Raw genomic sequence first — 13386 nt, forward strand, 5'->3', positions numbered from 1 at the left:
CTCCCTATTGCGTATGAAAAATAGCTTACTTCTGTCCTTATGGAGTTACGCGAAGCAATCCTTCATACAATATATAGGGTTCTAGAGTTTCAATAACATACATTTGACTCTCATAATGGCTTAACAGCTTCATTTTTTTCTTCAAAATATGCTTCGGCAGCATCTTATCTGACATATCGAATACATACAAATTATCCAGCTGCATGCTATGAAGAATACGAGATAATGCCTTATGCTGGCTATGCCCGTATTCTCCATGCAAATTATGTGTCACAACACGCTCGTAGTTACCCGAATTCAGCACCTGTTTTAGATCGCGTTTGACTTCTTCATCATCGAAGGTTCCCTCATATTCATCGGGGTAATCCCACATTTCGTAGCGGACACCAGCATATTCCATAGCCTGTTTAAATTCTTTCGCACGTATTTCATCGTTCGCATTCGTTAAACAAATCACTCTCCATCCCGGCTCAAAGATTAATGCTCCTCCTCCAAATATGCTCTCGTCGTCGGGATGGGCAACAATCATCAACTTGTTGGACGTATTTCTACGACACATTATTTCACCTCGTAAACCATCCGCTGGTTGCGGAGTAGATCATTGTATACATTTAACAATATATTTGTCGTATCGATGATATCAAATTGTTCTTTTACAAAGTTCCGTCCAACCCATCCTTGTTCTTCTCTTTCGTAATCAGACATTTCCAGTACCTGCTGCAGACTTTCTTTGATGTTAGCGCTCGACCACTTCTCATTGGCATGATGATCCCCAAACCATGAATCCCACGCCGCTTCATAATTATTCGGATTAACTGGCCCGATAAAACCTTTTACGCCAATAGCAACAACAGGGCATCGGCAGGCGAGAGCTTCTACTGCAGTTCGACCCGTGCCAACAACAAGATTACATGTCGTGTAGTACCTTGACATATTTAAAGAATTTCCCAATAGATGGATAAAATTTTGTCCAACTTGCTCATGAACGACGTTGGTTAGGTCGGAAATCAGTTCACTCTGTCTTCCTTCTCCTATTATGAGCAGATGAAGGTCAGGATATCGTTCTTTTCGCAGTTCATAGCAAGCTTCTATCATATCTCGACAAATATCTGCTTTCTCCCAGGATAGTCTGCCAGCATACATAATTAATGGCGCTGTTTCCGGAATACCTAATTCATTGCGCAACTCGGTTTTTGCGTAGGGCCGGTCATTAAATTGAACCATATCAATTCCGTTAGGAATCAAGTGTGTAGCCACTCCATGTACAGGTAATTTTTTAAGAATAGATGGACTTACACATAGAAGGGATTTACTCTTTCTCATTACTAGGGCTTCATTAATTGAGTAATGACCATGTACCGTAAAGATTAATGGAATGCGCAGTTGTTCAGAGGCTGCCATTGCAAAATGACTGGAAGGAATTTGATGGGCATGAATGACATTAATTCTCTCGACATTCAAGATTTGTTTCATTTGGGCGACAATCTTTTTCTCTTCCTTCGTATTTTGCAAATAATCCTCTGTAACGAAATTCAGTTCATAGATGGGACATCCGAGCGCTGCAAATGCATCCATCATTTCACCTTTTTTCCCAACAACTACGACGTGGATTCTTCTTCGGAGCAGTTCACGGACACTAGTCAGAATATGCGTCTCGGTTCCGCCAACATTGAATTGATCCAGAACCATCATGATTCGAAGCTCGGAATCGTGATTTCTTATCCGGGATTCTCCTATAGCATGATTCTTCTCCTCATTATTCAGAAGTACGATTCGTTTAGGTGCCTGAGCATTCACGACATATTTCACAATTGGCCGATTAAATGGAACTTTAACTGGGTGCTTCCTTTTAGATCCAATATTCTTCCTTCTCTTCAAAGTACTTCATCTCCTTAAAATGAATAGAATTCTCTAGATCTCTGCTCAGCATGGAGACGGTAATAATACAGCACATCTGGTAAGTTATTTATGCCATAGCCATTCTGAATAAACTTAACTACATATTCATAATCCTCTGCGCCATTCATATTTCGAGTTAGACCACCTATTTTATCAAACGCGCTGGCACGGAACATTGCTGTGGGGTGAGAAACACAGTGATCTCCCTTGGCGTATCTGGCTTTAATATCTTCATCATAACTAAGCCAATTCGACAAGGATTTCTCATGAACGCTTTCGTTTTGGAACGCCAAATAGTTTGTACCGACAAAATCAATATCCTGATGTGTTTCAAGATATTCAACTTGCTTCAGTAATCGATCCCGGTGAGAATAGTCGTCTGCATCATGAATAGCAATGTACTCGCCTTGGGCCAGAAAAAATCCGCACGTTAAGGCTCCAGAGAACCCTACATTTCTTGGCAATTTCAAGAGTGTCAATGCAGTGAAATTAGTACGTGCTTTCCACCTCTCGATGGTGTCAACCGAATTGTCTTTGGAGTTGTCATCAACAATAATAATTTCCATGTCTTTATAGGTTTGTTGGTACAAATGATCTAGACATTCCTCGATATAGTGCTCTGCATTATAACAGGGTATTACAACGCTAACTAATCGATGAATTCTCGGATAGGTCAAAAGTAACTCATCCTTTCATGAACTTGCTTTGCTCCAACTTATGTTTATTTCCGCTACATTGACAGGTACAACCGTACAATTATTTAACTGCAAATGCCCAATCCATTTAGAGAAAACGCCATAAAATATGACTAATCAAAAGGATGGAGGTTGAAATGAATTGGCAGAGAGTTCGGATTTTTCAACAGAATATACTGAGTATACAAATGAATCAGAGTATTCGGACTACTACCGCTCCTCAGATAGCAACACTTCTAGCCACACTGATGGCCATAAGAACAAAATCTGTTTTGCTGTTCTCGTCCATAACCGTAAAGATATCATCATTGATCTGCTCGATAATATTCGCTGTTATTGCCCGAATAGCTCAATCGTCCTGTATAACGGCGGCGACGATCCTGAGTTATGTCATGGACTGGGTTATCCGGTTTGCCCGACCAGCAGAAAGCTAAAATACGGTATCACAGCAATATATATGCTTGAAGTTATGAAATGGCTGGAAGATATCAATAACAAGTATGATTATTTAATCAATTTAGATTCTGATGTTTTGTTCACGAAAGAAGGTTACGAAACTTACATCATAAAAGAAATGGAGAATAAGGATTATTTGGGCGTGGGGACTAAAATTCCTGACGACGATTTTTATTGCTTGCTTCAGTTGCGGCATGAAAAGCACATGTGGAAGCCACTCCTAGGAGAGGAGCCATATCTTGAATCATTCAACGTTGGACAGGTCTTTAGCAGACGACTGGTTCGTCGCTTCCTATCGAACGATAAATACCGTTTATTCAATCAAAATTTATTGGATACCCGAGCATTCGGCGTTGATGAGCTTGTTTTTGTAACGATGGCGGATCGATTAGCTATTCAAGTGCATTCTTACCAGGACGAGGTGGCCTCAAGCATCCGTTATCGTCCGCATTTTCCACTCGATGAAGTTATTCATTGCTTAAACCAGAACCCCCAATCTTATTTGCTGCATCCCATTTATCGACGAATGAAGGATGAATCGAGAATAGCGATTCGCGAGTTTATGAAACGTGATATTCAATTAGATCCTGACATGCGTCAGGTCTTTATTAATAAAGATCTGGGACAACTGCCGTATATGATCCGGCGAAGCAAGTATAATGACACCACAACGGAATGGATTTCTGCCTCTGAATCGGGAGGACTGCTCTACTGGAAGGTAAGGGATAATGTCTTGTATGGCCCTTACGCGTTTGGCAGTGGAAAGGTCCAAGGAATTAGCGCCCTGGAGAGCTCCTTTGGAAATATTGAGGTTCTCTGCCGGATCAATAATTATCTTGTACATTACTGGAGAAATGATGACACAGGGGAATGGATTGAGTCAGCTTCCTTTGCTGATGGAGTAACCGGAATGCCTTCAATCCTAGAGAGCAGTTATGGAAATTTTGAAATAGTAGCTCCCTTGGCAAACGGTGGATTGGGACATTGGTGGAGAAATAATGAGGATCCAAGCCGTACCTGGTTCGGTCCAACACAGTTCGGAACGGATCACTATAATGATTCTCTTCTCATTGAAAACAATTCCGGGCAACTTACCGCTATTGCTCAATTAGGCGATAAATACAATTATTTTGTAAGGGATGACCGAAGCAGTTGGCAATGGTTCGGCCCTTACGAATAATGGGTGAGCGAGCGATGTATCGTCGAGCAATACAGTACATTAAACCTATGGAACAAGGTTGGACACAGCCCCATATTTTTAGATGCGATGATCTTAACACCTATGTAGTCAAATTAATTAACAATCCCGACGGCACGGGAGTATTGGCTAATGAATGGATAGCCGGCCGGCTTGGTAGTTTGTTGCATTTGCCCATCGCTAATTCCAGAATTATCGTGATCACGCACGATCTTTTAGATATGTATCCGGAATTGAAAAAATTAGATATCACAAGCGGCCTCCATATCGGGAGCTGCTTTGAGGAGTATGGAGTCAATGTAGGAGAACACGTTGATTTATCAGATTGCAGGAATCTACATCACGCAGCAGGCATGATAGTATTCGATCACTGGATCAATAACTGGGATCGACATATTACACAAGCGAATCTGCTCTATCTGCAAGACAAACAAGAAATATTATTGATCGATCATTCTGACGCATTTTTTGGACCGGATTGGGACATGGATGAATGGTGGGAAAACGAAGAGCTGGAAGTGTTCTGGGGACCACTCTACGAAAAATTTGCCCCATATATCGATAATTCTGATCCATTTGAAGAATACCTAGACGCTATTGAATCCCTGGAGGAGGCGGATCTGAGAAACGCCATTCACGGAATTCCTCATCAGTGGTCGATTCCCGAAGACGACTTAGATCAACTGGTTGATTTTTTACTTTTTCGAAAAGACCGGGTTCGTTTTGCGCTTGGGGAATTGATAGAACATTTTCCAATCTGGCACAGCACTAGACTAGAGGATTAATTACCTATTTTTAAACAAATTATACTAAAGTCTAATAGAAAACCCAATCATTATTGACATGCTGGCATTTACTATTAGAGGATAAACAATCCTAAATTATTCTCTTAAGGAGTGTGTTAATATGTCAAAACATAATTGCCATCACAATAAAAAAGAAACTGTAACCTCTGGCCCTTTCTATGTTTCACGTTACAGCCCTACTCTTCTTCCTAATAATAGAATTGTCGTAACTCTTAAAAATCCAACCCACAAAAAATTATCCGCTTTCGTAACTCTCGGAATCTGTAAAGAATGTCCCTCACCACAAGCTGGAGGACCTGGTAACTACGTAAGCGGATGTGTGGACAAAATTGAAACTTTAGAAAAGGAACAGAGTCTAGGATGGCACCATGTTGAACCAATGAGCTGTCTCCGTCTTGAGAAAACTTTTGACTACTATGATTTAGGAAACACTGTATTAAGAGTAGAAGCAAAAGGCGACTTCAACGTCGATAAGGAATCTAATACTTTACTCGGCGGATTACTGGAAATCAGCAGCATTGTCGGTTTCATCTGGCTTCCTGGCGTAAACGCCGTAACCCTCCCAGAATCTATCCTCACAACTATACAAGATCCAACAAGTCCTTATTACATTCGTACCGGACTTGATGTTCCCGATTCTTCAACTTTCGTAGCATTCGGTGACTATGTTGTTGTTGACCATGAACATTCCGATTCATCTTCCAGCTCCAGCTCGTCGAGTTCCAGTTATTAAGATCATTTCATTCTAAGCCTAGCAGCCTCTTTCACTGCGAAAGAGGCTGTAAAGCTGTCAACCTCTCCTTCTACCAACTACGCTTTGGAAGGTGATTACATGCTTGAGCCCTTGCTGTCAGCAGTTTCTTCTCATTATGGTTTAAGCATAGTGAAGCATGAGATTCTGCATAAGACCAACAGAACCTTGGTCGTCTCCCTTGACACAACCCAAGAATGCTACGTCTTAAAGAGCATCTATGTTGAGGAGGAACGGCTTCGATTCATATTGGATGCAGAGAACTACTTGAGGCAGAGAGGTATGGCCATTCCGATCACCTTTCCTACATTGAACAAAGAGCCTTATCTTCGTTGGGAAGAAAATCGTTACGTTCTGCAAGAAAAAATACAAGGAATCCCCCAATCTCTATCCTCTCCAGATGCGATTGCTAGCAAGGCTTCTTTGATCGGAATGATGCATGCTGCCTCCCTCGGTTTCCATTCATCATTCGGTCCAGACTATGCGGAAGAATATTATTGGGAAATGCTCTACGACCGTAAAATTAAAGCTATTTCAAAATGGAAGGAGCGCTTCTCCAAGACGCGTTCAGCTAAAAAGAGGAACATCCTAAAGATGATCGATTACTACCTTGTTACCGGAACAAGCCTGAAACAACAATTGCAGATGGATCCTCAGTTTCAGGCTTGGAGGAAACAGCCCGTTGAACAGCATTTTATAGCTCACGGCGACTTTCACAGTGAGAACGTACTCCATACTAGGGATAGAATATATATTATTGACTGGGAATTTGTACGCTATGATTTTCCTTCAAAGGATATTGCGAGAATATTAAATAGTATCTCAAAGCATTATGAACCCTGGAACGCTACCGTATTTCAAAATCTTCTTAACTGCTATCGTCAGTTTAACCCTCTAAACGATTGGCAAATGCAAATGGTGTTTCTGGATCTTTCATTTCCCCATGCCTTTTATCGTTTCTTACAAAATCGAGCATATAAAAACATGTCTCTTGAAGAAGTCAACATGTTTCTACAAAGAGAGCATGATAAAACCTCTTATTTACTCCATCTTTTGAAAAATGCTTAATCGTTCTCCGCCCTGACTTCTTTATTGCAATCATAAAATCAGGGCTTTTTCGAACGAAAATGGGTCAGTAGATCTTATCTATTCTATTTTTATTCCGCCAAGGCTTGCGCCTTTAACAAACAAGCGCTCGATGTTCTTCTCCACCACCGGATCGGGAATGAGCGGCGGAGCTTGATGAGGCTTGCTGCGAGCATCGATGATTACGTTGTCGCAAGCCCAATGCTTGTTGTCGTAATAGCTGTTCACTCCATAAATATCGTGGGAAGGATTGCTGCGCGTGAAGGTGACCCATAGGAAGTTGCTGAGCGATGCGCTTAGAAACTCACTGTCATCACACAAAACAATCAGCGGACAGGACGGGAGTTCTCCTCTTGCAGCAATAGCTTTGCTTAAGTCGCCCATCTCCTTATTCCCACTTGCATAATCCCGGAACGCAGAGCCCTGCATAGCAACGATACCCGGCATGATGAAGCGTACGTTTTCATAACCGCGAATTTCTTTCAAGCCTTCTGGCACTTCTGTGCACAGCTCCCTTTTCTTATCTCCATATGCCGCAAAAACAACCTTACTGCCGGTATTCAGTCCCGTTCCAGAGTAATCCAATGTATCTATCGTCGTATTCGTATGAAAATGGATATCCCGATGCAGGTCGATGCGCTCTAGAATATAGCTTAAGAACTCAATTTCACGATACGTGCTGAGCGGCTGCTTTTCTTCGGCGGTAATAAACAGATATTTCGCCAAGCTCAGTTGATTCGTACCTAGTATATGATTGGCAATCGTCAGCAGTTCGGCCGGCTGTTTAACTTTCTGATACGGCGTGTACCGTTCGCTACCGATCGCGAACAACAATGGATGTACGCCTGCGGCGTCGACCGCCTGCACCTCCTTCACGCCCGGAACCTCCAGTTTAACGGCATCCCCCGTCAACTCATGGATCAGTTCACCGAACGCCGTGTCCTCCTGTGGAGGTCGGCCTACTACCGTAAATGGCCAAATGGCATTCGGCTTGGCGTACACTTTGTGTATCTTCATCACTGGGAACGGATGAATCAGGCTGTAATAACCTAGATGATCGCCAAAAGGCCCCTCAGGCTTCGTCTCGCCGGGATGGATTTCGCCCGTAATGACGAAATCGGCATCATGGCTAATGCAATAGCCGTCAGCATAGCCATAACGAAACCGCCGGCCGGAGAGCATGCCCGCAATCATCAGCTCGCTCATCCCCTCCGGCAGAGGCATGACAGCGGCTAAGGAATGCGCTGGAGGACCGCCGACAAAGCAGCTTACCTTCAGAGGAACTCCATGCTTGTTCGCCTTATCCTGATGGATGCCGATCCCGCGGTGGATCTGGTAATGCATGCCGACATCCTTATTGATTTCATACTCATTCCCACTCAGTTGCACGCGATACATGCCCAGATTGGAATTCATGATGCCCGGCTTGTCCAGATCTTCCGTGTATACCTGCGGCAGCGTAATGAACGCGCCCCCGTCCATCGGCCAGTGATGGATTTGCGGCAAATCGGAGATTTGGATCTCCTGCATGTTCGTCGGCAGCCCGCCCCGCTTCTTTAACGGCAGTGCCGTCAACGCGGCAAATCCTGAGCTCATGCTCTGAATCGGCCTCTTCAATGCCTTCATTGGATCGTTGCGCAAAGCAATCACATTCTCCGCATCCTGCCAGGTATTGCGAAAAATAAATTTACTCCGCTCGATGGTGCCAAACAGATTCGAAACGGCCCGATACTTCGTGCCCTTTATATTTTCAAACAACAACGCCGGCCCTCCAGCTTCATACACACGCAAATGAATGGCGGCCATTTCCAAATAAGGGTCTACTTCCTCATGAATACGAACCAAATGTCCGTGCCTTTCTAAATCAACGACGCATTCTTCCAAATTGCGATATTTCATATGTTAGCTCCATCCATTCTCAAGAGATATTCATAATCGATCATACGCATTTCAACATCATTGCTGCTTTCACCATGATAACATATCAAATGCTGACCGTAGTAGTTTAATAGCTGGCTCACTTGTGACAATATCCAATTCTGGACGTAAAAAAGCAGCTTAAATCTCTGATCCAGGGATTTTAAGCTGCTTTATTTCTTATTGGCGTATTGGCGCAACAATTATTCCTCGAACTCAACGTTATGGAACACTTGCTGTACATCTTCCAAATCTTCCAATGCGTCGATCAATTTCTCGAATTGGGCTTGCGCATCCTCCGGAAGACTCACATAGTTCTGAGCCAGCATCGTCAGCTCTGCAACGGTAAACTCCGAAATCCCCACAGCGCGGAAAGCTTCCTGCACGGCGTGGAATTGATCGGGCTCCGCGTAGACGATCACATCATCCTCTTCCTCAACGATGTCTCTAACGTCCAGGTCAGCTTCCAGCAAAATCTCAAACACTTCATCAAGCGTTTTGTCTGCTACGCCGATGACAGCCGTGGCATCGAACATATAGGACACTGAGCCGCTAACCCCCATGCTGCCGCCGTTCTTATTGAAGGCCGATCGCACCTCAGGAGCCGTACGGTTCACGTTATTCGTCAAAGTATCGACAATGACCATCGAGCCGTTTGGCCCAAAACCTTCGTATCTCAGCTCTTCATAGGTTTCCTCCGAACTGCCTTTTGCTTTATCCAGAGCCCGGTCGATGATGGCCTTAGGCACATTGTACGTCTTCGCTCGTTCAAGCACGACCTTCAGCGCCCGGTTCGATTCGGGATCGGGCTCTCCCTTCTTGGCAGCTACGTAAATCTCAACGCCGAACTTCGCATATATACGACTCGTATTTGCATCCTTGGATGCTTTCTTCTCTTTAATATTATTCCATTTACGACCCATGATGTTCCCGCTTTCTTTTATTATTTTACGTTCCTATTATAACATCTTCCCTCAGTTTGAAAAATTACGTATCGGCTCATATATTCAGAGAGAGGCATGAATACGCCCAATGACACGTTCCACGACTTCGGCAACAGAGATGCTCTCCTTCATTCTCAGGTGCCTTTCCATGAATTCAACCCTTCCCTCTGCGGCTCCTTTACCGATCACAATGCGGATCGGAATGCCGATTAAATCCGCGTCCTTGAACTTCACGCCCGGCCGCTCATCCCGATCATCAAGCAGAACCTCGATGCCATGTTTAACTAAATCGTCATAAAGCTGCTCCGCTGTGCCCAACTGCTCCTCATCTTTTATGGAAATAGGGATAATATGGATCTGCATCGGAGCGATCGATAAAGGCCAGATCATTCCATCCTCATCATGATGCTGTTCAATAACTGCAGAGAGGATCCGCGATACCCCGATCCCGTAGCACCCCATGATCATCGCCTGCGATTTGCCGGAAGCATCAAGATATGAAGCGTCCATCTGCCTGCTATATTTTGTCCCAAGCTTAAACACATGTCCGACTTCAATGCCTTTATAAAACTTGAATCTCCCTTCCTGGCAGCGCGGACAGCGATCTCCCTCTACAACGCTGCGGAAATCGCCGACATGCTCTAAGGGAATGTCACGCCTGACATGAAGATTTCTATAATGGTAATCTATTTCATTTGCCCCTGCAATCGCCTTTGTCATATTTATGACCGTTTGATCGAGCAATACGGGAAGCGATAAACCTTTAGGCCCGATGAATCCCGTAGCAACACCTGTTAATGCCATTACCATTTTCGAATCTGCGATGCTGATCGTTTCTGCTCCCAGATAATTTTTGACTTTAATTTCGTTGATTTCGTCCATTCCGCGCACAACTACGGCCACGGCCTGATCATCTGCCAAAAATACTACGGTTTTCAGTATTTCCTCCGGCATGATATGCAGCTCCCGAATCAGGTCATCGATGGTGCGAAGGTTCGGCGTATGAAATTTCTCGGCTGAAAAATCTTGATCATGCCCAAGTTCGCCTTGTGAGGGCGCTTTATGATCATTCAAACTGAACTTGACCGACTCCGCTTTTTCGAGATTCGCTGCATAATTACAGTGGGTGCAAGTGACAACGGTGTCCTCGCCAATATCCGCCAATGCCATAAATTCATGGGTTTCGCCTTCGCCTCCGATCACCCCAGCGTCAGCCTCAACCGCACGAAAATCCAAACCGCAGCGGTGAAATATTCGCTCATAAGCACGGTACATCCTCCAATAAGATTGATCCAGGCCCTCCCAGTCAATATCAAAGGAATAAGCATCCTTCATCAAGAATTCCCTGCCGCGCATAAGCCCAAAGCGCGGTCGCCGCTCATCGCGGAATTTTGTCTGAATTTGGTATAAAATTACCGGCAGCTTGCGGTAAGATTTGATTTCACTTCGCATAAGCGTTGTGATGACTTCTTCATGAGTTGGCCCAAGAGCGAATTCCCGCTCATGCCGATCTTGTATGCGGATTAACTCCGGCCCATAAAGGGAATAACGCCCCGATTCTTTCCACAACTCTGCAGGCTGCATGGCCGGCATGAGCAGCTCTTGCGCGTCTGCACCATCCATCTCGTCACGCACGATTTGCTCGATTTTACGAAGAACACGTTTTCCCAGCGGTAAATAGGTATAGATGCCCGACGCCAATTGCCGGATAAATCCGGCTCGTATAAGCAGTTGGTGACTGACTGCCTCCGCATCTCCAGGCAATTCGCGCAATGTAGTTGACAGCAGCTTGCTTTGTCTCATGCTATAACCTCCTCTATAAATTTCAAACATCGGCGATAAAACAAAAAGACACATCCGTCAGGGACGAATGTGTCGTGGTACCACCCTATTTATGACCGCAGCAAGCTGAATAAGCTGAGCGATCCTCAAGACGATAACGGTGTAAACCGGTGGCGGTTAGTCTGCGATTCGCATTCCCGCTACAGCTCGCAAGGTAGGAGCCGGTTCGCACGCGATGAGAAACCTTTCAGCCTAGGGGTTTCCTCTCTGGACGGCGAGGCTAGAACCGCTGCCTTGGTCATGGCTATTTTTCGATATGATAGTTGATCAATTCAACAATGAACATTAATTTATAACATTCAAAATACATGAGACTGGAAGATTAGTCAATCGCAAACGTTACTGTCATCCTTATTGCGTGCGTTATAAATACAGCGGAATTTCTTTGACGCCCCTAACGATCATGCCTGGCCGCCATTCCAGCTCGCTTATATCCCCTCTTAGTCGGACATCTGGATAATGCTTCAACAAGGTATTGATCGCGATTTCCCCTTCTAACCGTGCAAGCGGAGCACCGAGACATAAATGGATTCCTTTGCCAAAGGCCAGATGCGGACTCTTGTCTCTTGTAATATCAAAAAGATCCGGATCATTGAATTGTTCAGGATCGCGATTGGCGGAGCTTAAGGATATAACAACCAAATCTCCCCTGCTCATCGGCACTCCCTTAAATTCTAAATCCTCCCTTACCCAGCGGGAGGTGCTGAACTCAACAGGGCCATTATATCGCAGCATCTCTTCAATAGCGGTATGAATCAGCTCGGGTCGGTTCTGCAGCAAATGAAGCTGATCCGGATGCTGCAGCAGCGCAAGCATGCCATTGCCGATCAAATTGACTGTGGTCTCATGACCCGCAATGATGAGCAGCATGACCAGATTGTACAGTTCATCCTCTGAAAGCCGATCTCCTTGCTCCTCGGACATGATCAGTTGGCTGATCAAATCATCGCCCGGCTGTGTTCTCACTTTCGCAATCCATGCCTCTAGATATTCCCTGAATTCCAGAATTAAGCCGCGCATTTCCTCATCCGTCTCATGACCCGAATGTTCTATGAGAGCATTTGACCATAGGCGGAATTTGTCTCGATCCGAATGAGGCACCCCCAGCATCTCGCTGATGACAATAATCGGCAAAGGAAATGCGTAATCATCGATTAAATTCATGGTGTCCCGCCCTTTTACCGCTGCTAATAGTTCATCCGCGATTTGCTGTATTCGTTCCCTCATACCGGAAATCAACCGCGGTGTGAATGCTTTCTGTACCAAGCCTCGCAATCTCTTATGATCGGGTGGATCGGAGAACAGCATATTATCCTTGATAAAAAGCACATCTTGGTCAATCCCGGCATTTCGCATATCCTTGACAAAACGGGAATCCTTCAAGGCCAAGGCGGCATCCTCGTACCTGCTGATGATCCAGCTGGTCTGCCCGTCCGGGAACAGCATGCGCATGATCGGTTCACGATCTCTCATCTGCGCGTATACAGGAAAAGGATTCTGGGTAAATGCTTCCGTGAACATGTTCTCGCTTAAAGACGGATTGTTTTGCATTGGAATCGTCCCCTCTCTCCAGTGTTCAGAAATTGTAAAGCAGTCACATGAAAATACTACCATGTCTCTCATTTAATTAGCAAATAAACACATTTATACCTATTTTTTTCACCCCGTTATTTAACGCCTCAATCGGTAAGCTATACAGCGCCGACATTAGAGGAGCTTGTATAAGTTAACTTGGCTCGTTCCTGCGCTGTAACATCAATTGCTGTCTCCGGCTGTTCTATAATAAAATCTA

Annotated in this window: 11 protein-coding genes; 4 read left to right on the forward strand and 7 right to left on the reverse strand. The window is 44.5% G+C overall.

Features of this window, described 5'->3' with window-relative positions; all coding sequences use genetic code 11:
* Nucleotides 1-37: 37 nt before the first annotated feature.
* Genes CZ379_RS18060 through CZ379_RS18070 form a run of 3 tightly spaced genes read right to left on the reverse strand, consistent with a single transcriptional unit; the run spans nt 38 to nt 2576 of the window.
* Nucleotides 38-559, reverse strand: a complete 522-nt coding sequence (locus CZ379_RS18060; protein WP_110932896.1) for a PIG-L deacetylase family protein — start codon at nt 557-559, stop codon at nt 38-40.
* Entirely contained in the window at nt 559-1878 is a 1320-nt protein-coding gene (locus CZ379_RS18065; protein ID WP_110932897.1) for a glycosyltransferase, read from the reverse strand. The genes CZ379_RS18060 and CZ379_RS18065 overlap by 1 nt, the downstream gene beginning before the upstream one ends.
* Before the next feature lie 14 nt (nt 1879-1892).
* Nucleotides 1893-2576: a glycosyltransferase family 2 protein gene (locus CZ379_RS18070; RefSeq protein WP_110932898.1), complete on the reverse strand. Its 684-nt coding sequence runs from the start codon at nt 2574-2576 to the stop codon at nt 1893-1895.
* Nucleotides 2577-2736: 160 nt separating this feature from the next.
* Between CZ379_RS18070 and CZ379_RS18075 the strand changes: the two genes are divergently transcribed.
* The 4 genes from CZ379_RS18075 to CZ379_RS18090 all read left to right on the forward strand — a co-directional run bounded on the left by CZ379_RS18075 (nt 2737) and on the right by CZ379_RS18090 (nt 6873).
* On the forward strand, nt 2737-4230 hold the full coding sequence (locus CZ379_RS18075) for a hypothetical protein (RefSeq protein ID WP_110932899.1): 1494 nt from the start codon (nt 2737-2739) through the stop codon (nt 4228-4230).
* A gap of 14 nt (nt 4231-4244) precedes the next feature.
* The gene (locus tag CZ379_RS18080) at nt 4245-5033 is read left to right on the forward strand and encodes a HipA family kinase (RefSeq protein ID WP_110932900.1); all 789 of its coding nucleotides are present in this window, start codon (nt 4245-4247) and stop codon (nt 5031-5033) included.
* Between the two features lie 121 nt (nt 5034-5154).
* On the forward strand, nt 5155-5787 hold the full coding sequence (locus tag CZ379_RS18085; RefSeq protein WP_110932901.1) for a hypothetical protein: 633 nt from the start codon (nt 5155-5157) through the stop codon (nt 5785-5787).
* Between the two features lie 99 nt (nt 5788-5886).
* Complete coding sequence (locus tag CZ379_RS18090; RefSeq protein ID WP_110932902.1) at nt 5887-6873, forward strand: phosphotransferase; 987 nt, start codon at nt 5887-5889, stop codon at nt 6871-6873.
* Nucleotides 6874-6951: 78 nt separating this feature from the next.
* On the opposite strand, the gene CZ379_RS18095 is transcribed toward CZ379_RS18090, so the two are convergent.
* The 4 genes from CZ379_RS18095 to CZ379_RS18110 form a co-directional block, all read right to left on the reverse strand.
* Complete coding sequence (locus CZ379_RS18095; RefSeq protein WP_110932903.1) at nt 6952-8790, reverse strand: UbiD family decarboxylase; 1839 nt, start codon at nt 8788-8790, stop codon at nt 6952-6954.
* Between the two features lie 221 nt (nt 8791-9011).
* Nucleotides 9012-9731, reverse strand: a complete 720-nt coding sequence (locus tag CZ379_RS18100) for a YebC/PmpR family DNA-binding transcriptional regulator (RefSeq protein WP_110932904.1) — start codon at nt 9729-9731, stop codon at nt 9012-9014.
* A gap of 84 nt (nt 9732-9815) precedes the next feature.
* The gene (locus CZ379_RS18105; RefSeq protein WP_110932905.1) at nt 9816-11555 is read right to left on the reverse strand and encodes a proline--tRNA ligase; all 1740 of its coding nucleotides are present in this window, start codon (nt 11553-11555) and stop codon (nt 9816-9818) included.
* Between the two features lie 402 nt (nt 11556-11957).
* Nucleotides 11958-13145, reverse strand: a complete 1188-nt coding sequence (locus CZ379_RS18110; RefSeq protein WP_110932906.1) for a cytochrome P450 family protein — start codon at nt 13143-13145, stop codon at nt 11958-11960.
* Between the last annotated feature and the right edge of the window lie 241 nt (nt 13146-13386).

It is taken from the genome of Paenibacillus bouchesdurhonensis (assembly GCF_900155685.1).
Taxonomy (GTDB): domain Bacteria; phylum Bacillota; class Bacilli; order Paenibacillales; family Paenibacillaceae; genus Fontibacillus; species Fontibacillus bouchesdurhonensis.